24 protein-coding genes are annotated in these 23,880 nt (G+C 75.5%); 16 read left to right on the forward strand and 8 right to left on the reverse strand.

Annotated features, from left to right (window positions below; genetic code table 11):
- Positions 1-894, reverse strand: coding sequence for an SMP-30/gluconolactonase/LRE family protein (locus ACFQ80_RS11200; protein WP_430551081.1), 894 nt, complete (start codon positions 892-894; stop codon positions 1-3).
- A 126-nt stretch (positions 895-1,020) separates the two neighbouring features.
- Between ACFQ80_RS11200 and ACFQ80_RS11205 the strand changes: the two genes are divergently transcribed.
- Both ACFQ80_RS11205 and ACFQ80_RS11210 read left to right on the forward strand, forming a co-directional pair.
- Positions 1,021-2,142 (forward strand): GNAT family N-acetyltransferase, encoded by a 1,122-nt coding sequence (locus tag ACFQ80_RS11205; RefSeq protein ID WP_430551082.1) that lies wholly within the window; start codon positions 1,021-1,023, stop codon positions 2,140-2,142.
- 66 nt (positions 2,143-2,208) lie between these two features.
- Positions 2,209-2,958 (forward strand): lysoplasmalogenase, encoded by a 750-nt coding sequence (locus tag ACFQ80_RS11210; RefSeq protein ID WP_430551083.1) that lies wholly within the window; start codon positions 2,209-2,211, stop codon positions 2,956-2,958.
- On the opposite strand, the gene ACFQ80_RS11215 is transcribed toward ACFQ80_RS11210, so the two are convergent.
- Positions 2,871-3,347 carry a GNAT family N-acetyltransferase gene (locus tag ACFQ80_RS11215; RefSeq protein ID WP_430563707.1) on the reverse strand — a complete coding sequence of 159 codons (477 nt, stop codon included), beginning with the start codon at positions 3,345-3,347 and terminating at the stop codon, positions 2,871-2,873. The genes ACFQ80_RS11210 and ACFQ80_RS11215 overlap by 88 nt on opposite strands.
- 50 nt (positions 3,348-3,397) lie before the next feature.
- On the opposite strand from ACFQ80_RS11215, the gene ACFQ80_RS11220 reads away from it, so the two are divergent.
- Positions 3,398-4,105, forward strand: coding sequence for an alpha/beta fold hydrolase (locus tag ACFQ80_RS11220; protein ID WP_430551085.1), 708 nt, complete (start codon positions 3,398-3,400; stop codon positions 4,103-4,105).
- On the opposite strand, the gene ACFQ80_RS11225 is transcribed toward ACFQ80_RS11220, so the two are convergent.
- Positions 4,102-4,665, reverse strand: coding sequence for an AAA family ATPase (locus ACFQ80_RS11225; protein WP_430563708.1), 564 nt, complete (start codon positions 4,663-4,665; stop codon positions 4,102-4,104). The genes ACFQ80_RS11220 and ACFQ80_RS11225 overlap by 4 nt on opposite strands.
- 9 nt (positions 4,666-4,674) lie before the next feature.
- The gene (locus ACFQ80_RS11230) at positions 4,675-7,158 is read right to left on the reverse strand and encodes a DNA topoisomerase (ATP-hydrolyzing) subunit A (protein ID WP_430563709.1); all 2,484 of its coding nucleotides are present in this window, start codon (positions 7,156-7,158) and stop codon (positions 4,675-4,677) included.
- 162 nt (positions 7,159-7,320) lie between these two features.
- Between ACFQ80_RS11230 and ACFQ80_RS11235 the strand changes: the two genes are divergently transcribed.
- From ACFQ80_RS11235 to ACFQ80_RS11255, 5 genes are all read left to right on the forward strand, one after another.
- Positions 7,321-10,134, forward strand: coding sequence for a GNAT family N-acetyltransferase (locus tag ACFQ80_RS11235; protein ID WP_430563710.1), 2,814 nt, complete (start codon positions 7,321-7,323; stop codon positions 10,132-10,134).
- Positions 10,135-10,210: 76 nt separating this feature from the next.
- On the forward strand, positions 10,211-10,810 hold the full coding sequence (locus ACFQ80_RS11240) for a DUF5998 family protein (protein WP_430551089.1): 600 nt from the start codon (positions 10,211-10,213) through the stop codon (positions 10,808-10,810).
- Positions 10,807-12,024: an alkaline phosphatase family protein gene (locus tag ACFQ80_RS11245; protein ID WP_430563711.1), complete on the forward strand. Its 1,218-nt coding sequence runs from the start codon at positions 10,807-10,809 to the stop codon at positions 12,022-12,024. Before ACFQ80_RS11240 ends, ACFQ80_RS11245 begins: the two co-directional genes overlap by 4 nt.
- Before the next feature lie 119 nt (positions 12,025-12,143).
- Complete coding sequence (locus ACFQ80_RS11250; RefSeq protein ID WP_430563712.1) at positions 12,144-12,752, forward strand: DinB family protein; 609 nt, start codon at positions 12,144-12,146, stop codon at positions 12,750-12,752.
- A gap of 49 nt (positions 12,753-12,801) precedes the next feature.
- Entirely contained in the window at positions 12,802-13,461 is a 660-nt protein-coding gene (locus ACFQ80_RS11255) for a thymidine kinase (protein WP_430551092.1), read from the forward strand.
- Positions 13,462-13,501: 40 nt separating this feature from the next.
- On the opposite strand, the gene sepH is transcribed toward ACFQ80_RS11255, so the two are convergent.
- Positions 13,502-14,722 carry a septation protein SepH gene (gene sepH, locus ACFQ80_RS11260; protein ID WP_430563713.1) on the reverse strand — a complete coding sequence of 407 codons (1,221 nt, stop codon included), beginning with the start codon at positions 14,720-14,722 and terminating at the stop codon, positions 13,502-13,504.
- 152 nt (positions 14,723-14,874) lie between these two features.
- On the opposite strand from sepH, the gene ACFQ80_RS11265 reads away from it, so the two are divergent.
- The 3 genes from ACFQ80_RS11265 to ACFQ80_RS11275 all read left to right on the forward strand — a co-directional run bounded on the left by ACFQ80_RS11265 (position 14,875) and on the right by ACFQ80_RS11275 (position 17,002).
- A complete protein-coding gene (locus ACFQ80_RS11265) occupies positions 14,875-15,537 on the forward strand; it encodes a trimeric intracellular cation channel family protein (protein WP_430551094.1) in 663 nt (220 codons plus the stop codon).
- Between the two features lie 54 nt (positions 15,538-15,591).
- Positions 15,592-16,431, forward strand: a complete 840-nt coding sequence (locus tag ACFQ80_RS11270) for an inositol monophosphatase family protein (RefSeq protein WP_430563719.1) — start codon at positions 15,592-15,594, stop codon at positions 16,429-16,431.
- 271 nt (positions 16,432-16,702) lie between these two features.
- Positions 16,703-17,002, forward strand: coding sequence for a DUF4193 domain-containing protein (locus tag ACFQ80_RS11275; protein ID WP_429729811.1), 300 nt, complete (start codon positions 16,703-16,705; stop codon positions 17,000-17,002).
- Positions 17,003-17,099: 97 nt separating this feature from the next.
- Here ACFQ80_RS11275 and ACFQ80_RS11280 read toward each other — a convergent pair whose 3' ends face one another.
- Positions 17,100-17,570, reverse strand: coding sequence for a DUF3093 domain-containing protein (locus tag ACFQ80_RS11280; RefSeq protein ID WP_430551095.1), 471 nt, complete (start codon positions 17,568-17,570; stop codon positions 17,100-17,102).
- 117 nt (positions 17,571-17,687) lie between these two features.
- Between ACFQ80_RS11280 and dut the strand changes: the two genes are divergently transcribed.
- From dut to ACFQ80_RS11300, 4 genes are all read left to right on the forward strand, one after another.
- Positions 17,688-18,173 (forward strand): dUTP diphosphatase, encoded by a 486-nt coding sequence (dut, locus tag ACFQ80_RS11285; protein ID WP_430551267.1) that lies wholly within the window; start codon positions 17,688-17,690, stop codon positions 18,171-18,173.
- Between the two features lie 106 nt (positions 18,174-18,279).
- A complete protein-coding gene (locus ACFQ80_RS11290) occupies positions 18,280-19,050 on the forward strand; it encodes a DUF3710 domain-containing protein (RefSeq protein ID WP_430551096.1) in 771 nt (256 codons plus the stop codon).
- 46 nt (positions 19,051-19,096) lie between these two features.
- Positions 19,097-19,465 (forward strand): OB-fold nucleic acid binding domain-containing protein, encoded by a 369-nt coding sequence (locus ACFQ80_RS11295; protein WP_429729800.1) that lies wholly within the window; start codon positions 19,097-19,099, stop codon positions 19,463-19,465.
- A gap of 83 nt (positions 19,466-19,548) precedes the next feature.
- Positions 19,549-20,319, forward strand: a complete 771-nt coding sequence (locus ACFQ80_RS11300) for a DUF3159 domain-containing protein (protein WP_430563714.1) — start codon at positions 19,549-19,551, stop codon at positions 20,317-20,319.
- Here the strand turns inward: ACFQ80_RS11300 and ACFQ80_RS11305 are convergent.
- Both ACFQ80_RS11305 and ACFQ80_RS11310 read right to left on the reverse strand, forming a co-directional pair.
- Positions 20,316-21,083, reverse strand: coding sequence for a potassium channel family protein (locus tag ACFQ80_RS11305; RefSeq protein WP_430551098.1), 768 nt, complete (start codon positions 21,081-21,083; stop codon positions 20,316-20,318). The genes ACFQ80_RS11300 and ACFQ80_RS11305 overlap by 4 nt on opposite strands.
- Positions 21,083-21,733 (reverse strand): potassium channel family protein, encoded by a 651-nt coding sequence (locus tag ACFQ80_RS11310; protein ID WP_430551268.1) that lies wholly within the window; start codon positions 21,731-21,733, stop codon positions 21,083-21,085. The genes ACFQ80_RS11305 and ACFQ80_RS11310 overlap by 1 nt, the downstream gene beginning before the upstream one ends.
- Positions 21,734-21,848: 115 nt before the next feature.
- On the opposite strand from ACFQ80_RS11310, the gene ACFQ80_RS11315 reads away from it, so the two are divergent.
- A complete protein-coding gene (locus ACFQ80_RS11315; protein ID WP_430551099.1) occupies positions 21,849-23,843 on the forward strand; it encodes an APC family permease in 1,995 nt (664 codons plus the stop codon).
- Positions 23,844-23,880 lie beyond the last annotated feature (37 nt).

Here is a 23,880-nt window from a genome sequence, read left to right on the forward strand (position 1 = left end):
TCAGAGCAGCGGAGCGCCGTTCACGGTGAGCAGGATCGAGTACACCGACGTGGACGCCGTGACGAAGAGGCGGTTGCGCTTGCGGCCGCCGAAGGCGAGGTTCGAGACCTCCTCGGGCAGGTGGAGCCGCCCGAGGAGCGTGCCGTCGGGGTCGAGGACGTGCAGGGCCTCCCCGGCGGCCACCCAGACGCGGCCCGCCGTGTCGACGCGCACGCCGTCCGGCCCGCCGTCGAGCTCGGCGAGGACGTCCCCGCCCGTGAGTCGTCCGCCGTCGACGTCGAAGGCCCGCAGGTGCCGGCGTTGCGTGTCCGCGACGTACAGCCGCTGCCCGTCGACGGAGAACGCCAGTCCGTTGGGGCGCTCGAGGTCCGTCGCGACGGCGGCCACCTCGCCCGTGCGCGGGTCGACCCGGTAGACGTGGCAGCCGTCGATCTCCGGCTCCGCGTGCTCGCCCTCGTAGTCGCTCGTGATCCCGTACGGAGGGTCGGTGAACCAGACCGCGTCGTCGGCCGACACGACGACGTCGTTGGGGCTGTTGAGGCGCCGTCCCTGCCACCGGTCGGCGAGGACCGTCATGGACCCGTCGTGCTCCGTGCGCACCACGCGCCGCGGACCCTGCTGGCACGTGACGACGCGGCCCTGCCGGTCGATCGTGCGCCCGTTGGCGTAACCGGCGGGGGAGTCGAAGACGCTCACCGAGCCGTCCGTCTCGTCCCAGCGCAGCACCCGGTCGTTGGGGATGTCGCTGAACAGCAGGTAGCGGCCCGCGGGGACGTACAGCGGTCCCTCGGTCCAGCGCGCGCCGGTCCAGAGGCGCTCGAGGCGGCTGTCGCCGCGCACGGCGGCGAACCGCGGGTCGAGGAGCTCGTACACGGCGGGGACGGTCTCGGTCATCGCACGCTCCGTTGCGGTCGGTGCAGGTCAGGACGGTGCACCGTGCCACACGGCCGCCGCCCCGGACAAGCGCCGGCGGACGAAAAGGCCGTGCGGGGGGCCCCGGCGGTGCCTACCGTGTGGCCCATGGCGACCCCTGCCCCCGCCCCGCTCGCGCCCCTCGCGGAGCGCGCTGGCGCCCCGTCCGTCCTGCCGCCGCTCACGGCCGGCGGGCTGACCTGGCGCCCCGCGACCCGCGACGACGCCGGCGCCCTGCTCGACCTGCGCAACACGGTCGCGGAGGCGGACCGCGAGCCGTACCGGGAAACGCTGGACGAGCTGCTCGAGATCCTCGACGCACCGTGGCGCCGGCTCGCGACCGACTCGGTCGTGGGGCTCGACGCCGACGGTCTGCTGCGCGCCTACGGCTACGTCGAGACCATGCCCGGCGACACCAGCCGGGTGCGGGCGTTCCTGTGGGGGGCCGTGCACCCCGACCGCCGCGGGGAGGGCATCGGCCGGGAGCTGTTCGCCTGGCAGGAGGCACGGGCCCGCCAGATGCTCGCCGCCTCCGGCGCGAGCGTCCCCGGCCGGATCGGGGGGTTCCTCGAGGACACGGCCCCGGCCCCGAAGGTGCGGCTGTACGAGCGTGCGGGCTTCACGCCGCGCCGCTTCTACTCCGACCTCGAGCGCGACCTGCGCGACCTCGACGCGCACCCCGTGCCCGATGTCGCGCTCGACGACGGGCTCCGGCTCGTGCCGCTCGCCGACGACCTCGACGAGCCCGCCCGCCTGGCCCACAACGACGCGTTCCGCGACCACTGGGGCAGCGAGCCGCAGACCCCGGAGCAGTGGCGGAGCGGGCGCTCGACCTACGCCCCCGAGTGGTCGTTCGTGGTCGTGGACCCTGCGCCGGACGTCGCCGCCCTCCTGGCCGACCCGCGCACCGACGGCGAGACGGCGGCCGCGCTGCGGGCGGGTGAGCCGCTCGTCGTCGGCTACCACGTCGCGGCCCGGTTCACGGCGGACTTCGCGGTGCGCGGCCACCCGTTCGGCTACACGGAGATCCTCGGCGTGCGCCGCGCCTACCGCGGCCGCAAGGTCGCCGTCGCGCTGCTCGCCGCCGGCATGCGGGCGTTCGCCGCCGACGGCATGGCGGTCGCCGCGCTCGACGTCGACACCCAGAACCCGAGCGGCGCCCACGGCCTGTACGCGAGCCTGGGGTACACCGAGCGGCACGGCTCGCGCCTGGTGACGATCGAGCTCTGACCGGCGGACGGGGCTCACCCGACGGCGGGTTTCGGACTGACGCCCCGGGGCCCTAGGCTGCCCCGCGTGACCGACGTCGTTCATCCCGGGCTGCTCCCGGCGCCGCCGCAGCGGCTCCTGCCCACCGTCACCTCCCGCGCGGCCGCCGTCGCGCTGGCGATGCTCACCGTGCTGCACCTCGTGGCCCAGGTGGCCGAGGCCAGCACCTGGGCGCGCGTCACCCAGGTCTGCCTGATGCCCCTGCTCGCCGTGACGCTCTGGTGCGCCGCGCCCGCACCGCGCTCGCGGCTGGTGCGCCTGGTCGCCGTGGCCCTCGGCCTGTCCTGGCTGGGGGACACGGCTCCCGCGGCGTTCGAGGGTGATGCCGCGTTCCTCGTCATGGTGGGCTTCTTCCTGCTCGCCCAGGGTGCCTACGTCGTCGCGTTCTGGCCGACCCGGCGGGCGAGCGTCGTGCGCCGGCCGGCGCTCCTCGCGCCCTACGTCCTCGCGGCCGTGGCGCTCGTCGTGGCCTGCGCCCCGGGTGCGCCCGGGCCGCTGCTGGCCGCCGTGGTCGTCTACGGGGTCTGCCTGGTGGCGATGGCGGTGCTCGCCACGGGCGTGCACCCGCTGGCCGGCGCCGGCGGCGTCGTCTTCCTGGCGTCGGACGCCATGATCGCGCTGGGCGCCTTCACCGGCTGGTTCGACCCGCCCGCCTCCGGCTTCTGGGTGATGCTCACCTACGTCGCGGGTCAGGCGCTCCTGGTGGCCGGGGTGCTCGCCTGCAGCTGCAGCCAGCTGTCGGGCTCGGGGACGGGCATGAAGCCGGCGCGCTCGTAGATGCGCCGGCCCTGGTCGGACGCGCGCAGTAGGACCCGCTTCAGCCCGAGGGACTCGACGTCGGCCAGCGCGCCCGCGACGACGGCGCGGCCCAGCCCGTGCCCCCGGTGCGCGGGGTCGACGATCACGTCCGCGAGCCAGCCGAACGTCGCGCCGTCCGTGACCAGGCGGGCGTAGGCGGCGAGGTCGCCCGTCGCGGCGAGGACGCCGTAGCTCCGGGACGCCGCCATGGCGGCGCGCTGCTGCTCGCGGGAACGGCCGGCGGCCCAGTACGCGTGCGCAGCGAGCAGCTCGTGCACCCGGTCGGCGTCGATCCGCTCGCGGGCGGTGGTGAAGACGTAGCCGTCGGGCAGGTGGAGGTCGGGGTCCGGCAGGTCGAGGTCGGGCATGGCGGCAGTGAAGCAGCCGACGTGTCGGAGGTCACGCCTAATCTCGGGACATGGACATCATCCTCGTACCCGGGTTCTGGCTCGACGGATCGGCCTGGGACGACGTCGTCCCGGTGCTCGCGGCGGCGGGCCACACGCCCCACGCCGTCACCCTGCCGGGACTGGAATCGGTGGACGCCGACCGCTCCGGCATCCGCCTGGCGGACCACGTGGACACCGTGGTCGCCGCGATCGACGCCGTCCCGGGCGACGCGCCCGTCGCGCTCGTGGGGCACTCCGCCGGCGGAGGGCTCGTGTACGCGGCCTCCGACCGGCGCCCGGACCGGGTCGCCCGCGTGGTGTACGTCGACTCGGGGCCGTTCGCCGAGGGCCAGGCCGTGAATGCCGACCTCCCGGCCGACGTCGTCGACCACGAGCTGCCCGCATGGAGCGAGTTCGAGGAGCAGGACCTCGTCGGACTCGACGACGAGGTCCGCGCACGGTTCCGGGACCGTGCCGTGCCGCAGCCCGGCGGGACGGTCCGCGAGGGCCACCACCTCGGCGACGACGCGCGCCGGCTCGACGTCCCGACGACGGTGATCGCCTGCGAGATGCCCGGCGAGGTGCTGCGGGGACTGATGGCCGAGGGTCACCCGTTCGTGGCCGAGCTGGCGCGGCTGCACGACTACGAGATCGTCGACCTGCCCACGGGCCACTGGCCGATGTTCTCGCGCCCTGCCGACCTGGGCACGGCGATCGTCGCCGCAGTCGACCGCTAGCGGACCGGGCGGGCGCGGCCGCGGGGGCCGACGGTACGGAGCGCGGTCGTGAGCGCGTCGTCGGACGAGGTGGTCGCGACCGGGGTGCGCACGCCGTCGCGGGCCTCGTCCCAGGACGCGTACCCGCCCAGCGCGACGTCCTGCCAGGTCGGCACACGCTGGCCCGGGAGGTCGGGCCGCCGGGCCTCGACGCGGCGGCGGTGCTCGGCGGCGTCCGCGAGCACGGTCTCGAGCACGACGGGGCGTGCCCCGGCGGCCCGCGCGGTGTCGGCCCAGGCCGACCGGGACTCCGGCACCGGGCAGACGGCGTCCACCACGACGTCGCCGCCGAGCTCGAGGGTGGACCGGGCGAGCAGGTGCGCGACCGCGTAGCCCTCGGGTCCGGCGGAGCGGGCGTCGCCGGCGCCGAGCGCCGCCTCGATCGCGTCGACCCGCACGTAGGCGGCGCGCAGCGCCCGGGCGAGACGCCGCGCCAGCGTGGTCTTGCCCGTGCCGGGGCGGCCCGTCACGACCACGAGGACGGGTACGTCGTCCGGCTCGGCGACGGGGCCCGGGGTCATGCCCGGCCGTCAGCCGATCGCGGCGACGGGCGCGGGCAGCGGCTGGCCCGAACCGTCGCGGCGGTCGGTGCTCTCCGGCAGCTCGGCCGGCTGACCGGCGCCGCCCACGGCGCGGGCGGGCCCCTCGCCCACCCAGGCCAGGACGAGGCCGTCCTCGCCCTTGAGGAAGCGGTGCGCGCGCACCCCGCCGGTGCCGCGCCCCTTGCCGGGGTACAGCTCGTACGGCGTGACCTTCGCGGAGCCGCCGCCCGTGCCGGGCAGCGCGCCCGACGTCCCCGCCACCGTGACGACCGTGTGCAGGTCGCGGGTCGCGGCCCTCGCGACGCCGAAGAAGACGACCTGCTGGCCCGCACCGAGGCGGATGCCCGCCATGCCGGCCGCGGCCCGGCCCTGCGGGCGCACCGCGGAGGCGTCGAAGTGCAGCAGGCTCGCGTCGGAGGCGACGAAGACGAGCTCGTCGTCCTCGCCGACCGGGCTCGCACCGACCACACGGTCGCCGTCCTTGAGGGCGATGACGTCCCACTCGTCGCGGTTCGCGGGCACGTCGCCCGCGGCGACGCGCTTGACGACGCCGTTCGCGGTGCCGAGGGCCAGGGTGGGCGCGTCGTCGTCCAGCGAGACCACGGCCAGGGCGGTCTCGCCGGGCGCGAGCGCGACCAGCTCGCTCACCGGGATCCCGCCCGAGAGGGACGGCGGGCCGTCGACCGGGGGGAGCGCGGGAAGGTCGAGCGCGGACACCCGCAGGAGACGGCCCGCGGACGTCACGAGACCGACGTCGCCGCGCGTCGTGGTGGCGACGTCCCCGCGCATCGCGTCGTGGGCGTGCCGGCGCCCGGCGCGCTCGAGGGGCGCGTCCGCGGCCTCGCCCGAGGTGCGGGCCAGCAGCCCGGTGGCCGACAGGAGCGCCCGGGTGGGGGAGTCCGCGATCTCCAGGCTGATGGCCGGCGCCTTGCTGCGGCCGTTCGTCGCCGCCGGGACGGTGGCGCCGCCGGCCGAGTCGAGCAGCACGGTGCGGCGCGGGGTGCCGTAGGTCGAGGCGACCTCGCCCATCTCGGCGCTGACGACGGCGCGCAGGCGCGCGTCGTCGGCGAGGATCTCCTGGAGCTCGGCGATCTCGCGCTCCAGCTCCGACTGCTCCTTCTCCAGCTCGATGCGGGAGAACTTGGTGAGGCGGCGCAGCTGGAGGTCGAGGATGTACGTGGCCTGGGGCTCCGAGAGGTCGAAGACGCTCATGAGGCGCTCGCGCGCGGCGCCCGCGTCGTCGGAGGTGCGGATGACCTGGATGACCTCGTCGATGTCGACGATGGCCAGCAGCAGGCCCTCGACCAGGTGCAGGCGCTCCTGCCGCTTGGCGAGCCGGAAGGTCGAGCGGCGGCGCACGACGTCGATCCGGTGGGCCACCCACACCCGCAGCAGCTCGAGGAGGCCGAGCGTGCGCGGCTGCCCGTCGACGAGGGCCACGTTGTTGATGCCGAACGAGTCCTCGAGCGGGGTGGTGCGGTACAGCTGCTCGAGCACGGCGTCGGGGTCGAAGCCGGTCTTCACCTCGACGACCAGGCGCAGCCCGTGGGTGCGGTCGGTGAGGTCCTGGACGTTGGTGACGCCCTGGATCTTCTTGGCCTTCACGCCGTCGGCGATCTTCTCGATCACCTTCTCCGGGCCGACGCCGTAGGGCAGCTCGGTCACCACGATGCCCTTGCGGCGGGGCGTGACGTTCTCGACCCGCGCCGTCGCGCGCGTGCGGAACGTGCCGCGCCCCGTGCGGTAGGCGTCGCGCACGCCGTCGAGCCCGACGATCTTGCCGCCCGAGGGCAGGTCGGGGCCGGGCACGAAGCGCATGACGTCGTCGAGCGTCGCGTCGGGGTTCGTGATGAGGTGCTGGGCGGCGGCCACGACCTCGACGAGGTTGTGCGGCGCCATGTTCGTCGCCATGCCGACCGCGATGCCGGACGAGCCGTTGACCAGCAGGTTCGGCACCGCGGACGGCAGCACCGCGGGCTGCGTGAGCTTGTTGTCGTAGTTCGGGACGAAGTCGACGACGTCCTCGTCGAGCCCCGCGGTCATCGCCATCGACGGCGGGGCGAGCCGGGCCTCGGTGTACCGCGGAGCGGCCGGGCCGTCGTCGAGGGAGCCGAAGTTCCCGTGCCCGTCGACCAGCGGCAGGCGCATCGAGAAGTCCTGCGCGAGGCGCACCAGCGCGTCGTAGATCGCGGTGTCACCGTGCGGGTGCAGCTTGCCCATGACCTCGCCGACCACGCGCGACGACTTCACGTGCGCGCGGTCGGGCCGCAGGCCCATGTCGGACATCATGTAGAGGATCCGGCGGTGCACCGGCTTGAGGCCGTCGCGGGCGTCCGGCAGGGCGCGCGAGTAGATGACGGAGTACGCGTACTCGAGGAACGACGTCTCCATCTCCGCCGCGACGTCGATGTCGACGATCTTCTCGTCGAACGGCTCGTCGGTGGCGGGTGCGCTGCTGCTCTTGCGCGCCATGCGGTGCGGCTCCTGAGTTCGATGGACGGCTCGGCGGGACGGCCGGCGGGGTTCGCGGTCGGCGTCCCTCGCGGACGGCACCAGACTCTAGTCGCCGGCGCCCACAGGGCCGCGCAGGCGCGGCGACGCGCCCGCGTCACAGGGCCCGGATAGCCTGCACGGGTGGACGCACCCGACACTCCGGACGCCCGGCCGGCGGCTGGGCAGGACGCTCGGCCGGACCCTGGGTACCCGGTCGCGTGGGAGGCCGACGTCGTGCTGCGCGACGGCACGACCATGCACGTGCGCCCCCTGCGGCCCGACGACGCCGACGCGATCCAGCGCTTCCAGGAGGCGCAGTCCGAGCGGTCCGCGTACTTCCGCTTCTTCGCGCCGGTGCGCCGGCTGACGGACCGCGAGCTGAACCGCCTCACCCACCTCGACCAGCGCGACCGGGTGGCCCTGGTCGCGGTGCGGCCCGGCGCCGACGACGCGGGCCGCCCGCGCGAGGACGTGCTCGGCGTCGCCCGGTACGACAAGGTCACGCCCACGGAGGCGGAGGTGGCCTTCAACATCGCCGACGCGATGCAGGGCAAGGGCCTCGGCTCGGTGCTCCTCGAGCACGTCGCCGCGGCGGCGCGCGAGCGCGGGGTGCGGCGCTTCACCGCGGACGTGCTGCCGCAGAACTCGTCGATGCTCGCCGTCTTCCGCGACGCCGGGTACGCGGTGAGCCAGCACCTCGACGACGGCGTGGTCACGGTGGCCTTCGACCTCGACCCCACGGAGCGCTCCCGCGAGGTGATGGCGGACCGCGAGCACCGCGCGGAGGCGCGCTCGATGCAGGCGCTGCTGTCCGCCCGCCGGGTCCTGCTCGTCGGGCCCGGCCCTGCGGGGCCCGGCGGAGCGACGCCGGAACACCACCTCGCGCAGCGCGTCGTCGACGCCGCGGCGACCGACCCGGGGGACACCCGGCTCACGGTGCTCGGCGCCCCCGGTCCGGTCCCGGACGCCCCGGGGCTCGCGGTCGCCGGGTCGTGGGACGACGCGCTCGGGGCCGGCGACGAGGCGAGCGACGGGGACGCGCGCGACGACGGCGTCGACCTCGCGCTCCTGGCGGTGCCGCCGGACGCCGCCGTCGACGCGGTGCGGCGCCTGGCCGGTCGCGGCGCGCGCGGCGTCGTCGTGCTGGCCGCCGGGTACGCGGAGACCGGGCCGGACGGCCTGGCCCGGCAGCGCGAGCTGGTGCGCGCCGCGCACGCGGGCGGGATGCGGGTGATCGGCCCCGCGTCGTTCGGCCTGCTCACCACGACGCCGGGCGCGCGGCTGCACGCGAGCCTCGCGGAACGGACGCCCCGGGCCGGCGTGGTCGGCATGTTCTGCCAGTCGGCGCCCGCCGCCGTCACGCTCACGCGGACGCTCGAGCGGCGCGGCCTGGGCGTCTCGGCGCTGCTGTCCGCGGGGCATCGCGCCGACGTGTCGGGCAACGACCTCATGCAGTACTGGCAGGACGACGCGCGCACCGCCGTCGTCTGCCTCTACCTCGAGTCCATCGGCAACCCCCGCAAGTTCTCCCGGATCGCGCGCCGGCTGGCCGGGGTCAAGCCCGTCGTCGTGGTCGTGGCGGGCCGGTCGGGCCAGGTCGTGCCCCCGGGGCACGCCGTGCGCGCCACGCGTGCGCCGCGTCGCCTGCTCGACGAGATGCTGCGGCAGTCCGGCGTGATCCGGGCCGAGAACACCCACCAGCTCATGGACGTCGCGCAGGTGCTCGCGCACCAGCCGCTGCCGACCGGCGGCAGGGTGGGCATCCTCGCGTCGTCCGCCGCGCTCGCGGCCCTCGTGGCCGAGGCCGCGGCCGCCGCGGGCCTCGTCGTCGCGGCGTCCTCCGACTTCCTGCCGCCGGACGCCACCGACGAGCAGATCGCGCAGGTGACCGGTGCGCTCTACGCGCCCGGGGCGTGCGACGTCGTCGTCGCCGTCGACGTGCCCGTCGTCGTGCCGCGCACCGGGGCCGTGGCGCGCGCCGTCGCCGAGGCCGCCGCGCGGACCGGGCGCACCACCGTCGCGTCGATGCTCGGCCTCAGCGGCCTGCCCGACGAGCTCGCGGCCACGGGCCCCGACGGCACGCCCGTGCGGATCCCCGCGTTCTCCACGCCGGAGGACGCGGTGACGGCGCTCGGCAAGGTCGTGACGTACGCGCGCTGGCGCACGGAGGACCGCGGCACCCACGTGCGGCCCGAGGGCATGGACGCGCGGCGGGCGCGCAAGCTCGTCGAGCGCTGGCTCGCCGACGCCGAGGGCGGCGAGGGGCGGGCGCTCACGCAGGACGAGACGGCGGAGCTGCTCGACTGCTACGGCGTGCGGCTCTGGCGCTCGCGGACCGTGCGCACGGCGGACGAGGCCGTCGCGGCGGCCGACGAGCTCGGCTGGCCGGTCGCCCTCAAGACCGCCTCGACGGCGCTGCGCCACCGCACCGACCTGGGCGGGGTGCGCCTGGACATCGCCGACGCGGCCGAGCTGCGTGCCGACGTCGAGCGCATGCGGCAGGTCGCCCTGGACGTCCTGGGGGAGGACGAGCCCGCCATGGAGGTGCAGCCGATGGCACCCGTCGGGGTGCCGTGCGTCATCCGCTCGGGCGAGGACCCGCTGTTCGGCCCGAAGGTGTCGTTCGGCCTCGCGGGCGACGCGACGGACCTCCTCGACGACGTGGCCTACGGCATCCCGCCGCTGACGGACGTCGACGTGGCCGCCATGGTGCGCACGGTGCGCGCGGCGCCGCGGCTGTTCGGGTACGGCGGCGCGCCGGAGGCGGACATCGACGCGCTCGAGGACGTGCTCGCGCGCGTGTCCGTGCTGGCGGACGACCTGCCCGAGCTCGCGTCGCTGGAGCTGTACCCCGTCGTCGTCGGCTCGGTCGGGGTGAGCGTGCTGCACGCCGTCGTCCGGCTGCGGTCGGCGGCGCAGCGCGCGGACGCGCCGCGCCGCGCCCTGCCGGGCTGACGTGCCGGAACGCGGGGACGGCACCGGCTGGGGACGGCGGTGGCCACGGCCGCCGGGGCGGTGGGAGAATGCGCGGGTGCCGCATGCCACCGCCCGCGAGAACCTCCGTACCGAACTGTCCGCCCACGTGCGCCGGGCCGGGTACTACCCGGACCTCGTGGAGGACGTCCTCGACGTCGCGCTCGCCGACGAGGACGTGCTCGCCCACCTCGTCCAGGCCGAGACCACCTTCGACGACGCCGTGCGCCGGCACCTCACCGTGCTGGCCCTCACGCCCACCCGCCTCGTCACCGCGCACGTCGACGACCACGAGGGCGACGCCGCCCACCCGTCGTCGGCCGCCGCGACCACGGAGGCCGTGCCGCTGAGCGAGATCCGGTCGGTCGCCCTCACGCACATCGTCGCCGAGCCGGCGGAGCACCGCCCCGGGGACAGCGCGTCCGAGCTCACGCTCGCCATCGGCTGGGGCGCCGTCTCCCGCGTCGACCTCGAGCCCGTGCAGTGCCCGGACCCGAACTGCGAGGCCGACCACGGGCTCACCGGCCAGCTCACGCCCGACGACGTCGTCGTGCGCGTCAGCGGTGCCGCGGAGGGTCGGGACGCCCTGCGCCGCGCGATCGCGTTCTCGCGCTCCCTGTCGGCGGCGACCGGGACGGGCGGGCGCGCCGCCCGATGACGGCGACCCTCGCGCTGCCGGACGGCCTCCTCGCCCCCTCCTACGGGACGGGCTCCCTCGCCGCCGTGCTGCCCGCCGTCGCGGGCGCCCTCGGGGCGGACCTCACGACCGCGACCGGGCTGCGGTCGGCGGACTGCCGCGACGCGCTCGGGCTGCCTTCCGGCGTCCGCCGGGTGGTCGTCGTCCTCGTCGACGGCCTGGGCCTGGCCAACCTCGCCGAGCGTGGCGGGCACGCCCCGTTCCTGCGCTCGCTGGCCGCGGACGGCCGGTCGGTGCTGTCGAGCTTCCCCTCGACGACGGCGGCGGCGCTCGCGACGTTCGGCACGGGCACGGCCCCGGGCCGCACCGGGCTCCTGGGCTACACGCAGCGCAACCCCGCCACGGGCGGCCTCGCCACCACCGTGTCCTGGACCGAGCAGTCGGACCCGTACCGGCGTACCAAGCTCTCCGGTCCGATGCGTGCCGAGCCCGAGGACGTGCAGCGCGAGCCGACGGTGCTCGAGACGCTCGTGCGGCGCGGGGTGCGCGTCACCTCGCCCGGGCCCGCGCGGTTCGCGGGCTCCGGGATGACGCGCGCGGCGCTGCGCGGCCCGCGCTACGCGGCCGCCGAGGGGCTCGACGCCCAGGTGGGCACCACGGTGCGCGAGCTGCGCGAGCCCGGCCTCGTGTACCTCTACCACGGTGCCGTCGACAAGGCGGGCCACCAGCACGGTCCGCAGTCGTGGCAGTGGGGCGACGCCCTCGAGGAGACGGACTCCGAGCTGCGCCGCCTGGTGCGCTCCGTCCCGAAGGGCACGCTCGTCGTCGTCACGGCCGACCACGGTCAGGTGACGGCGGACCTGTCCCACCAGCACGACGTCGCCGCCCGGCCGGAGCTCGCGCGCGACGTCGCCCTCCTCGGCGGGGAGCCGCGCGCCGGCCACGTGTACGTCGCTCCCGGCGCCGACCCGCGGGACGTCGCGGACCGCTGGGCCGCGGTGCTCGGGGACGACGCTCTCGTCGTGCTGCGCGACGACGCGGTCGCGGCCGGATGGCTGGGTCCCGTGGCCGACCACGTGCTGCCCGCGGTGGGCGACGTCCTGGTCGCGGCGCGCGGGGCGGCGACGGTCGTCGACTCGCGCCTGCACCCGTCCGGCGCCCGCGAGATGCCGGGCGTGCACGGGTCGCTCACGCCCGCGGAGATGGTCGTGCCGCTGCTGGTCGCGCAGGCGTAGCCCCGGCGGTCGTCGCCCTCGCACGCGGCACGAGCGCGGCACGAGCACGGCACGAGCACGGCACGAGCACGGCGCGGAAAGCCGTGGCGCGCCCGCGTCGCGGGTGTCACGATGCCGAGATGGAGCCCCGCGAGCAGGACCCTGCGACCGAGTCCCGTTGGACCCGCGCCACCGTCTACCCCGACATGTGGGTGGACCCGGACGACGACCCGCGCGAGAGCGACGTCGAGCTGGTCGACGAACGGGCGATCCTGCTCGACTCGCTCCGCTCGTACCGGCTCACCGTCGAGATGAAGTGCGCCGACCTGGACGCCGAGCAGCTCGCCCGCCGCTCGGTGCCGCCGTCGACGATGTCGCTGCTCGGACTGGTGCGCCACCTCACGGAGGACGAGCGGCACGTGCGCCGCATCATGACCGGCGAGGACGCGCCGTGGCTGTACCGCAGCGAGACGCACCGCGACGGCGACTGGGACGGCGCGGTGGCCGACCCCGCCGTCGTCGCGGAGGCGTTCCGGAGCTGGCACGAGGAGATGGCCGCCACCGACCGCATGGTCGACGGCTTCGACGACCTCGGCAGCACGAACGCCGGCTTCTCCGACCTGGGCGCGGAGCCGGGCGGCGAGATCTCGCTGCGCGAGCTGCTGCTCGGCCACGTCGAGGAGTACGCGCGGCACTGCGGGCACGCGGACCTGCTGCGGGAGTGCGTGGACGGGCGCGTCGGGCAGTAGGCCGCGGGCGCCGGCCCGGCACGGGGCACGGGTCTGACAGGATCTGCCCATGGCCGAGCTCGTCTTCTTCTCCGGGACCATGGACAGCGGCAAGTCGACGCTGGCGCTGCAGACCGACCACAACCACGCGGCGCGCGGGCGGACCGGTCTGATCTTCACGCGCGACGACCGCGCCGGCACCTCCCGGCTGTCGTCGCGGCTCGGGCTCGAGGTCGACGCCCGCGAGGTCACCGACGACACCGACTTCTGGGACGTCGTGGCCGCCGAGCGGCAGGCCGGTCGGGTCGTGGACTACCTCGTGTGCGACGAGGCGCAGTTCTACTCCCCGGCCCAGGTGGAGCAGCTGGCCCGCCTCGTCGACGAGGTGGAGCTGGACGTCTTCGCGTTCGGCATCACCACCGACTTCCGCACGCGGCTGTTCCCCGGCGCCGCCCGTCTCATCGAGCTCGCCGATCGCGTCGAGGAGCTCCAGGTGCGGTCCCTGTGCTGGTGCGGCGCGCGGGCCACCCACAACGCCCGCACCGTGGGCGGCGTCATGGTCGTCGAGGGCGACCAGGTGGTGGTCGGCGACGTCGCGGGCGCGCCCGACGGCGGCCCGGTGTCCTACGAGGTGCTGTGCCGGCGCCACCACATGCGGCGCATGACGCAGGCCGACGCCCGCCGGCGCGCGTCGGTCACCGACCAGCTCGACCTGGGCGACGGCGCGTAGCGGGACAGGACGGGACAGGACAGGACGGGGCCGGGCGAGGTCAGGACGACGGGCGGCCGCCGCCGAAGACGATCTCGTCCCAGCTCGGCACCTGGGCGCGGCCCTTGCGACCGGGCCGTCGCCCCCCGGCGGGCTTGTCGCTCCGCGGTGCCGGCGCGGCCGGCTGCGGCCCGGCGGGCCCCTGCGCGGGCGGCCCGCTCGGTGCGGTCGCGTCGTCGACCACGTCGGACCGTGCGTCCTGCCTGGCGTCCGGGCGGGTGTCCGCAGCCCCGGCCCGGTCGGCCCCGTCGTCGGCCCCGTCGTCGTCGTGGTCGAGCGGCAGCACGCCGGGCATCGGCCGACGCGCCGACGACGGGTGGGTGGAGCGGTCGGGCGTCGTCGGGCGCAGGCCCGCGCGGCGCGACCCGAGGTCGACCACGCTCGCACCGGCCGGGTCGGCGTGCTCCGGCTCCGGCGCCACGGCGGGCGCGTCGACCGGGGGAGCGCTGACGTGGCCGACGGGGATCGGCTCCGGCACGGGTGGCACGTCGTCCGCCGCCGTGCGGGCGGGCGTCCTGCGGCGGTCGCCGGGCCGCTGCCCGCGGCGTCCGGCAAGGTCGTCCAGGAGCAGCGCCGTGGTGTCGTCGTCCACGTGCCGGCGGGGCGTGACCGCACGCCCGCCCGTCGACGGCACGCCCAGCACGTCGGGGGAGACCGGGTCGTCCGGCTGGCCGAGCCAGCGCGCCTCGTCGTCGAGCGCCGTCACGACGCGGCCCTTGGGGTCGAAGGTCCAGCGCGCCGACCGGTCGCGGTCGCCGGCGGAGAACCGCACCTCGACCACCCAGGGCGCGGTGCCGTCGCGACGGGCCGACCAAAGGGCCTCGTCGGTCGTGACGCCGCGGGCGGCCAGCCGGGTGTCGGCGACCTCCCCGAGGGTCGTCGTCTCGTCGTCGCCCGGCAGCCGGTGGGCGCGCACCTGCCCGATGACATGGTCGCGCTCCGCGGCCACGGGCCACTCGTAGCGCTGCACGTGGTCGACGGGGAGCCCGGACTCCTCGGCCAGCTCCTCGACCGTCGCCCCGGCGCGCAGGCGGGCCTGCAGGTCTCGGGGGCGCAGGGTGGTGGCCGCCTGGGCGCGCAGCGCCTCCGTGCGCGGTCGGTCGCGTCGCACCGCGGCGCGCAGCGCCTCCGTGATGGGCAGCGTGCTCTCGGTGCCGCCGGGGCCGCGCAGGACCAGGCGCTCACCGTCCTCGTGCAGCCTCACGAGCTCGAGCTCGGCCATGCTTCCTCCCTCACAGGTCGCCCTCGGGAACTCCGTCGGGGCGGGTCCGCCTGTTCGAGGGTGCCACCGGCGCGGGGCGGTGCCGCGCAGGCGCGTCGGTGTGCCGTCGATTGGCGCGCCCCGGGCGGGAAGGCCTGGGAGGATGACGTCCCGTGGACGCGTTCACCTCCGGCCCGGTCTCCTACCTGGAGCTCGTCGCCGTCTTCGTCGCGGCGGTCTCGGGAGGGCTCGCCGCCGTGCGCAAACGGTTCGACGCGTTCGGCGTCCTCGTGCTCGCGTGGGTGACCGGGCTCGGGGGCGGGATCCTGCGCGACGTCCTGATCGGCGACACGCCGCCGGTCGGCATCTCGAGCTGGCGGCTCGTGCTGGCCGCGCTCGCCGCGGGCGTCATCATCTTCTTCTTCCACCCGGGGCTGGAGCGGATGCGGCGCTCCATCCTGGTGCTCGACGCCGCCGCGCTGTCGCTGTTCGTGCTCCAGGGCACGACGAAGTCGCTCGACCTCGGTGCGGGCGTGCTCGCCTCCGTGGTGGTCGGGGTCCTCACCGCCGTGGGCGGGGGGATCCTGCGGGACGTCCTCGTGGGCGAGGTGCCGCTCGTCTTCGCCGACCGGCAGCTCTACGCCGTGCCCGCGCTCGTGGGCGCCGGCCTCACCGCGCTGCTCTGGCACGAGGACGTGCTGCAGCTGTGGACCGCGCTCGGGGTGGTGGCCCTCGTCTTCGGGTTCCGCATCGCGTCGCTCGCGCGCGGGTGGACCGTGCCGCACCCGGGCCCCGGCTGGACCGCCCGGTGGGGGCGACGGTCGGGCAAGATGTAGGCCGTGGAAGAACGAGCGGCGACCGGGGACCAGACCGACGGACGCGACACCGGCATCGAGATCGGTGTCGACGTCGAGGCGCTGCGGGCGCTGGCCCGCAGCCTCGCGCTCGAGGCCGGAGCCCTGGTGCGCGACGGACGCCCGGAGCGGGTCGAGGTCGCCGCGACCAAGTCCTCCGACGTCGACCCGGTGACGGACATGGACCGGGCGGTCGAGGCGCTGCTGCGGCGCCGGCTCGCCGAGGAGCGGGCGGACGACGCGATCCTCGGCGAGGAGGGCGACGACGTCCCCGGCACCTCCGGGCTCACGTGGGTGCTCGACCCGATCGACGGCACGGTCAACTACCTGTACGGCGTCGCGTCCTACGCGGTCTCGGTGGCGGTCGTGGCCGGGCCCGCCGACCCGGAGCGGTGGACGGCGCTCGCGGGCTGCGTGCACTCGGTGGTCGACGGGCGCACCTGGACGGCGGCGCGCGGCGGTGGGGCCGAGCGCGACGGGCGCGCCCTGCGCGTGAGCCGGCCGGACGCCCTCTCCCGGTCGCTGGTGGGCACGGGCTTCGGCTATGCGCCCGAGCGGCGGGCGCGCCAGGCCGAGGTCCTCGTCGACGTCCTGCCCCGGGTGCGCGACATCCGGCGGATCGGGTCCGCGGCGATCGACCTGTGCCTGCTCGCGGAGGGCGCGCTCGACCTCTACTACGAGCGCGGGCTCAACCCGTGGGACCTGGCGGCCGGCGCTCTCGTGGCTGCGGAGGCCGGGGCCTGGGTCGGCGGGCTGCGCGGGCGGGGCCCGGGCAGCGCCATGACGGTCGCGGGAGCGACCCCGGTCGTGACGGAGCTCGTCCGGTGGCTCGAGCACGCCGACGCCGACCGTCCGGAGGACGTCGCGCGCGGCTGAGGGGCTGACCGGGTTCGGTCGTTCCACGCCCGCGCGCCGGGGTGAAAAACTGCGTCAGCCCGCCGGTCTCGCCGAGGGCGAACACCGCGCCGTGCGGGTGCGTCGGTGCAGGTCAGCGGCCGATCGTCGCGCTGTGACACGAGGAACAGCTCGTGGTGTCGCGCGGCCGCCCGAAATGGTGCACAATCCGTGGGCCGACCGGGAACAAAACCCGGTCACCGAGCATTATCAGCGCGTACCGATCCCGACACCACGGAGCGTGACCACACAGATGGCAACCGACTACGACGCCCCCCGCAAGAACGACGAGGACGTGGAGCAGGACTCGATCCAGGAGCTCCAGGCGCGTCGTTCCGACAAGTCGTCGGGTGTCGTCGACGAGGACGAGACGGAGGCCGCGGAAGGCTTCGAGCTTCCTGGCGCCGACCTGTCCGGCGAGGAGCTCGCGGTCCGCGTCCTGCCCCGCCAGGCCGACGAGTTCACCTGCACGAGCTGCTTCCTCGTCCACCACCGCAGCCAGCTGGCCTACGAGAAGAACGGTCAGATGATCTGCACGGAGTGCGCCGCCTGACCGAAGGTCGGGGCGCCAGCACCACGGACGACACGGGCCGTCACGTCGAGGACGTGACGGCCTTCGTCGTTCCCGGCGCGACGGCGTACGTCGGGGCTCAGCGCGCGAGCGCGGCGGCCAGCTCCTGCGGCCGCCGGGTCGACAGCAGCCAGTACGGCGTGGGGTCGAGCGGGTCCTCGAGGTCCACGCGCAGGCCGGTGCGTGCCCACGCGCGCAGGCAGACGAACGCGCGGGCGTCGAGCGCCGGACCGAGGGCGGTGCGCATCGCCTCGGCGTCGTCCATCGTGGTCACCTCGCCGAGGAGGTCGAGGGCGATCTGGGCCTTGCCGGCGCGCAGCCGCCCGTCCGCGACCTCGATGACGGGCGCGGTCGCGACGAGGGCCGCGAGGGTGGCGGCCGCAGCGAGCACCCCGACGACCGCCGCGACCGCGTGCGCCAGCGGCCAGAGGGTCACCCCGACGATCACGCCCAGCCCGACGGCGCCGCACCAGGCCGCCGGTCCGGGGGTCAGCCGCTCCCGGAAGGCCGGGCCGGTAACGGTGGGCGGGTGGGCCGCGTGCTCGCTCATGGGCCCATCATCCCAGCACCGCGCCGCGGTTCCGTCCCGGTCCGGACGGCGCGGAGGACGCCGGTGCGCCGCCCGCCGGTCGGCTACGCTTCCCGGGTGCCTGACACCGCCAGCCATGTGAGCACCGAGCCGAGCACCGAGCCGGGCCCAGACCCGAGCACCGTCGACGTCCTCGTCACGCTGCTCGACGACGTGCCCACCCCCGCGTACGCGCACCCGGGCGACGCGGGCGCGGACCTCGTGACCACGGTCGACGTCGAGATCCCTCCGCAGGGCCGGGTCGTCGTGCCCACCGGGGTGGCGATCGCGCTGCCCGAGGGGTACGCGGCGTTCGTGCACCCGCGCTCCGGCCTCGCCGCGAAGCACGGGGTGACCGTGGTGAACGCGCCCGGCACCATCGACGCGGGGTACCGCGGGGAGATCAAGGTGGTGCTCCTCAACACCGACGTCGCCGAGCCGGTGCGGCTGCGCCGGGGCGACCGGGTGGCGCAGCTCGTGGTGCAGCGGGTGGAGCACGCCCGCTTCCTCGTGGCGACGACGCTGCCGGGTTCGCACCGGGGCGAGGGCGGGTTCGGTTCGAGCGGCGGTTTCGCCGGCGGCTGACGACCCCGGGCACGGACCGGAGGCGCGCGCGAACCGGTCTACTGTGGGAGTTGGGTAGGGCTCGTCCGGCCGCCGGGCGAGCAGGACGACGAGAAGGAGATCCTCCGTGGGGCTGTTCCGGCGCAACGCGTCGAAGAAGGGGACCGACGAGGCCCGCGAGCCCGCGACCGCGGAGGCCGCGGCGCCCGCCACCGGCGACGGCCCCGGCACCGACGAGGGCGCGGCAGAGCGTCCCGAGCGCGGCCCGTTCGACTCGACCCAGGTGACGGGCATGGGGCCCCGCGTGGACCTCGGCGCCGTCTGGCTGCCCGTCCTGCCCGGCCTGGAGCTGCGCATGGAGGTCGACAAGAAGACCCAGAAGGTCACCGGGGTGTCCGCGACCCTCAACGGCTCCGGCCTGCAGGTCCAGGCGTTCGCGGCCCCCCGCACGGCGGGCATCTGGGACGAGGTGCGCGCCGAGATCGGGTCGTCCATCACGCGCCAGGGCGGCACGGTCGACGACGTGCCCGGCACGTTCGGGCGCGAGCTCATCGCGCGCATCCCGGCCACCGGACCCGACGGCAAGCCTGCCGTGCGTCCCGCCCGCTTCGTGGGCGTGGACGGGCCGCGCTGGTTCCTGCGCGGCGTGCTGTCGGGGCGTGCCGCGGTGGACCCCGAGGCCGCGAAGCAGCTCGAGTCCGTGTTCGCGAACGTCGTCGTGGTGCGGGACGGCAACCCCCGCCCGCCGCGCGACCTGCTCACGCTGACCCTGCCCAAGAGTGCGCGCCAGGGCGACGCGCCGGGCGAGGACACCACCGCGGGGCCCGAGGGCGCCGCGCCGCAGACACCGTCGTTCGACCCGCTGACCCGCGGGCCGGAGATCACCGAGATCCGGTGAGCGACCCGGCCGCGAGGCCGGCCCGTCCACCAGCCTGGAGCTGTTGATGTCCCTGCGAACCGCCGTCCGGCACGCGCTGGCCTCGGCCGACGAGGTCGCCGCCGACGAGGAACGCCACGAGGCCGCGGCCCACCGCGGCTGCACGCCGGTCGCCGACCTGGGTGACCGCCGTCGGGCGAGCGCGGCCGGCGTGCTCCGCTCGGTCGTGCTGCGCCCCCGCGAGGGGGTGCCGACCGTGGAGGCCGAGCTGTACGACGGCTCCGGCTCCCTCGACCTCGTGTGGCTCGGGCGCCGGGCCATCGCGGGCATCGACCCGGGCCGCCGCATCCGCGTCGAGGGACTGGTGTGCGACATCGACGGGCGGCGCACGATGTTCAACCCCCGGTACGAGCTGCGCGCGCGGGCCGGCGAGTGAGCGACGGGTATCCCGCGGCGGGGAAGCCGACCGGTCCCACCGACCAGGGTCGCCCCACGGCGCCCACCGCCGACGGACGCGGGGTGCGGGCGGTCACGGGCGAGGAGTTCTCGTTCGGGCAGGCCGTCGGTGGCGTGCGCGGCGTGGTCGAGGCCGTGCTGCCCGGGCTGCTCTTCGTGGTCATCTACGTCGTCGCGTCGATGGGCGGCGACGAGCGCACCGCCCTGACGTGGGCGCTGGTCGCCTCCGTCGGCGCGGCGCTCGTCGCCGTCGTGGCCCGCCTCGCGCAGCGCACGCCGATCACGCAGGCGCTCGGCGGCCTGCTCGGCATCGGCGTGGGCGTGTTCTGGGCCTGGAGGTCCGGCGAGGCCCAGAACTTCTACGTGTGGGGTCTGTGGACCAACGCCGCGTACCTCGCGGCCATCCTCGTGTCGCTGGCGGTGCGCTGGCCCGTGGTCGGCCTCGTGGTCGAGGCGGTGCGTGGCGGGTTCGCCGACGCCGCCGGCGAGCGCGCCCGTCACGACGACGAGCGGGCCCGGGCCGGGGCCACCACGCCCGGCGCCGACACCGCGAACCCTCTCGCTGCGCTGGTCGCCTGGCGCAGGGACCCGGAGCTCGTCCGGCGCTACACCCTCGCCACCTGGTTCTGGGCGGGGCTGTTCGCGGTGCGCCTGGCGGTCAAGGTGCCGCTGTACTTCGCCGACAGCGTCGGCTGGCTGGGCACGGCCCACCTGGTGCTGGGCGTCCCGCTGTGGGGCCTGGTCCTCTGGCTCACCTGGGTCGTCGTGCGCGGCGCGCACGCCGGGCGCCCCGCGGCGCAGCCGGCCGGGCCGGCCGCCACGCGGGAGGGCTAGCGGCCGTCCTCGGACCCGTCGAGCTCGTCGTCGGCGCCGTCCGGCACGGCGAGCTCGGGCGCCACGAGCGGGTCGCCCGCCGCGACGGCGGGGACGGCCGGACCGCCGTGGGCGAGCAGGTGCTGGAGGGACTCCTCGTCGGCCTGGCTGCCCATCACGAGGACCAGCTCGTCGCCGGTCTCGAGCGTGTCGTCCACGGTCGGCGCCAGCGGCTGCGCGCCGCGCACGATGCACGCCAGCACGGTGTCCGTCGGCCAGACGACGGAGCCGACGCGGGCCCCCACGAGCGGCGAGTCGTCCGGCAGGGTCACCTCGACGATGTCCGCGCCGGACTGGTGGAAGGTGAAGATCCGCACCAGGTCCCCGACGGCCACGGCCTCCTCGACCATCGCGGTCATGATCCGCGGGGTCGACACGGCGACGTCGACGCCCCACGAGCCGTCGAACATCCACTCGTTCTTCGGGTTGTTGACCCGCGCCACGGTGCGGGGCACCCCGAACTCGGTCTTGCACAGCAGCGAGAAGACGAGGTTGGCCTTGTCGTCGCCGGTGGCGCCGACGACGACGTCCGCGCTCGTGACGTCGGCGGCCTCCAGCGAGGACAGCTCGCAGGCGTCGGCGAGGAGCCAGTCGGCCTCGGGCACCTGCGCCACCCGCATCGCGGCGGGGTTCTTGTCGATGAGCACGACGTCGTGGTCGTGCGAGAGGAGCTCCCGGGCGATGGACCGGCCGACCGACCCGGCCCCGGCGACGACGACGCGCATCAGCTCTCCCGCCGCGGCTCGTGGGTGAGGACCCGCTCGACGGCGGCCGCGTCGTCGGCGCGCATGAGGACGTGCAGCACGTCGTTCTCCTGCAGCACGGAGCCGGGCGTCGGCAGGATGCCGTCGGTGTAGCGCGACAGGAAGGCGACGCGCGCGCCGGTGGCCTCCTCGATGCGGTGCACCGTCAGGCCGGCCCAGCCGGGGTGGTAGTCGATCTGTGCGAGGCGCACCTGCCCGGACGGGTCGCGGTACTCGTCGGTGGCGCCGAGCGGGAGCATGCGGCGCAGCACCTGGTCGGCCGTCCAGCGCACGGTCGCGACCGTCGGGATCCCGAGGCGCTGGTAGATCTCCGCGCGCTGGGGGTCGTAGATGCGGGCCACGACGTTCTCGACGCCGTACGTCTCTCGCGCGACCCGCGCGGCGAGCACGTTGGAGTTGTCGCCGTCGGACACGGCGGCGAAGGCGTACGTGTCCTCGATACCGGCCTGGACGAGCGTGTCCCGGTCGAAGCCGACGCCCGTCACCTTCTGCCCGGAGAACCCGGCCGGGAGACGGCGGAACGCGTCGGGGTTCTGGTCGACGACGGCCACGGAGTGGCCGCGGGACTCGATCGTCTGCGCGAGCGTCGAACCGACGCGGCCGCAGCCCATGATCACGAAGTGCACGGGCGAAACGCTATACCTCGCGGGGCCCCTCGACATCGCCACGGACGCCGCGACGGGACGCGCGCGCCCGCAGGGCGTGCCGGGCATAGCATTGCTCGACGTGTCGGACATCGCGGACGCTGCCAAACGGCTCCTCATCGGGCGCCCCGTGCGCAGCGAGAACCTGGGGCACACCCTGCTGCCCAAGCGCATCGCGCTGCCGGTCTTCGCGTCGGACGCGCTGTCGTCGGTCGCGTACGCGCCGGACGAGATCCTCCTGACCCTGGCCGTCGCCGGCATCGCCGCGACGACGATCTCCCCGTGGGTGGGTCTCGGCGTCGTCGTCGTGCTGCTCGTGGTGGTGTCGTCGTACCGCCAGAACGTGCGCGCCTACCCCTCGGGCGGCGGCGACTACGAGGTCGCGACGACGAACCTCGGGCCGTCGGCCGGCATCGGCGTCGCCTCCGCCCTGCTCGTCGACTACGTCCTCACGGTGGCGGTGTCGATCTCGTCGGGGGCGCAGTACGCGGCGTCGGCCCTGCCGTTCCTGCGGGGGCACGAGGCGCTGTTCGCCGTGGTGGTCGTCGTGATCCTCACGGTGATGAACCTGCGGGGCGTGCGCGAGTCGGGCACGGTGTTCGCGATCCCGACCTACTGCTTCATGGCCCTCGTGGGCCTCCTCGCCGTGGTGGGGGCGATCCGGTTCTTCGCGGGCGACCTGCCGCTGGCGGAGAGCGCCGGGTTCGAGATGACGCCCGAGGCGGGCTTCGACCAGGGGCTCACCGGCCTGGCGGGGGCGTTCCTCCTGGCCCGGGCCTTCGCCTCGGGCTGTGCCGCCCTCACCGGTGTGGAGGCGATCAGCAACGGCGTCCCGGCGTTCCGCAAGCCCAAGTCGCGCAACGCGGCCACCACCCTGGCCCTGCTGGGCGGCATCTCGGCCACGATGATGATCTCCATCCTCTTGCTCGCGCAGGCCACCGGTGTGAAGTACGTCGAGGACGCGCACGACCAGCTCACCGTGGGCGGGCAGCCGCTGCCGGAGGACTACAACCAGCACCCCGTGCTCAGCCAGCTCGCGGAGGCCGTGTTCCAGGGGTTCACGCCCGCGTTCGTGGCGATCTCGATCGTCACCGGGCTGATCCTCGTGCTCGCGGCGAACACCGCCTTCAACGGCTTCCCGGTGCTCGGCTCGATCCTCGCCAAGGACGGCTTCCTGCCGCGCCAGCTGCACACGCGCGGCGACCGGCTCGCGTTCTCCAACGGGATCATCACGCTCGCCGTGGCCGCGATCGTGCTCATCGTCGCGTTCGACGCGCAGGTCACCCGCCTCATCCAGCTGTACATCGTGGGCGTGTTCGTGTCGTTCACGCTCTCGCAGCTCGGCATGCTCCGGCACTGGACCCGCGCGCTGCGCAAGGAGCCCGACCCCGCCGAGCGCGCCCGCATGCAGCGCTCCCGGGTCGTCAACGGCGTCGGCTTCGTCATGACGGCCACGGTGCTCGTCATCGTGCTGGCGACGAAGTTCACGCACGGCGCATGGATCACCCTGCTGGCGATGGGCGTGCTCTTCGCGCTCATGAAGGCGATCCGCGCCCACTACGCCAGGGTGCGCACCGAGCTCGAGCTCGACGACGTCGCGGGCGCCCGCGCCCTGCCCAGCCGCGTGCACGCCATCGTGCTGGTCTCGAAGATCCACAAGCCGACCATGCGCGCCGTGGCGTACGCGCGGGCGTCGCGGCCGTCGGTGCTCGAGGCCGTGACCGTCGGCGTCGACGCGGAGGAGATCGCTGACCTGCGCGCGCGGTGGGAGGCGCTGGACCTGCCGGTGCCGCTGCGCGTCCTCGACTCACCCTTCCGCGAGATCACGCGGCCCGTGCTGAAGTACGTGCGCTCCGTGCGCCGCGACTCGCCCCGCGACCTCGTCGTCGTGTACATCCCCGAGTACGTCGTCGGGCACTGGTGGGAGCAGCTGCTGCACAACCAGTCGGCCCTGCGCCTCAAGGGGCGGCTGCTGTTCACGCCCGGTGTCGTGGTGGCGTCCGTGCCGTGGCAGCTCTCGTCGTCGGCCGGCCAGACCGGCCTCGAGGGCACCTCGCCGCGCGGCCCCCGGTTCTGACGCGGTCAGGACGCGGTTCTCGCCGCGTTCCGACCCG

Source organism: Isoptericola sp. NPDC056578, assembly GCF_042793275.1.
Classification (GTDB): domain Bacteria; phylum Actinomycetota; class Actinomycetes; order Actinomycetales; family Cellulomonadaceae; genus Isoptericola.

Coding starts and splice junctions, on each gene's coding strand:
- ACFQ80_RS11200 (WP_430551081.1), bottom strand. CDS start 894: ATGACCGAGACCGTCCCCGCCGTGTACGAGCTCCTCGACCCGCGGTTC.
- ACFQ80_RS11205 (WP_430551082.1), top strand. CDS start 1,021: ATGGCGACCCCTGCCCCCGCCCCGCTCGCGCCCCTCGCGGAGCGCGCT.
- ACFQ80_RS11215 (WP_430563707.1), bottom strand. CDS start 3,347: ATGCCCGACCTCGACCTGCCGGACCCCGACCTCCACCTGCCCGACGGC.
- ACFQ80_RS11220 (WP_430551085.1), top strand. CDS start 3,398: ATGGACATCATCCTCGTACCCGGGTTCTGGCTCGACGGATCGGCCTGG.
- ACFQ80_RS11225 (WP_430563708.1), bottom strand. CDS start 4,665: ATGACCCCGGGCCCCGTCGCCGAGCCGGACGACGTACCCGTCCTCGTG.
- ACFQ80_RS11230 (WP_430563709.1), bottom strand. CDS start 7,158: ATGGCGCGCAAGAGCAGCAGCGCACCCGCCACCGACGAGCCGTTCGAC.
- ACFQ80_RS11245 (WP_430563711.1), top strand. CDS start 10,807: ATGACGGCGACCCTCGCGCTGCCGGACGGCCTCCTCGCCCCCTCCTAC.
- ACFQ80_RS11250 (WP_430563712.1), top strand. CDS start 12,144: ATGGAGCCCCGCGAGCAGGACCCTGCGACCGAGTCCCGTTGGACCCGC.
- ACFQ80_RS11255 (WP_430551092.1), top strand. CDS start 12,802: ATGGCCGAGCTCGTCTTCTTCTCCGGGACCATGGACAGCGGCAAGTCG.
- sepH (WP_430563713.1), bottom strand. CDS start 14,722: ATGGCCGAGCTCGAGCTCGTGAGGCTGCACGAGGACGGTGAGCGCCTG.
- ACFQ80_RS11275 (WP_429729811.1), top strand. CDS start 16,703: ATGGCAACCGACTACGACGCCCCCCGCAAGAACGACGAGGACGTGGAG.
- ACFQ80_RS11280 (WP_430551095.1), bottom strand. CDS start 17,570: ATGAGCGAGCACGCGGCCCACCCGCCCACCGTTACCGGCCCGGCCTTC.
- ACFQ80_RS11295 (WP_429729800.1), top strand. CDS start 19,097: ATGTCCCTGCGAACCGCCGTCCGGCACGCGCTGGCCTCGGCCGACGAG.
- ACFQ80_RS11305 (WP_430551098.1), bottom strand. CDS start 21,083: ATGCGCGTCGTCGTCGCCGGGGCCGGGTCGGTCGGCCGGTCCATCGCC.
- ACFQ80_RS11310 (WP_430551268.1), bottom strand. CDS start 21,733: ATGGGCTGCGGCCGCGTCGGTTCGACGCTCGCGCAGACGATCGAGTCC.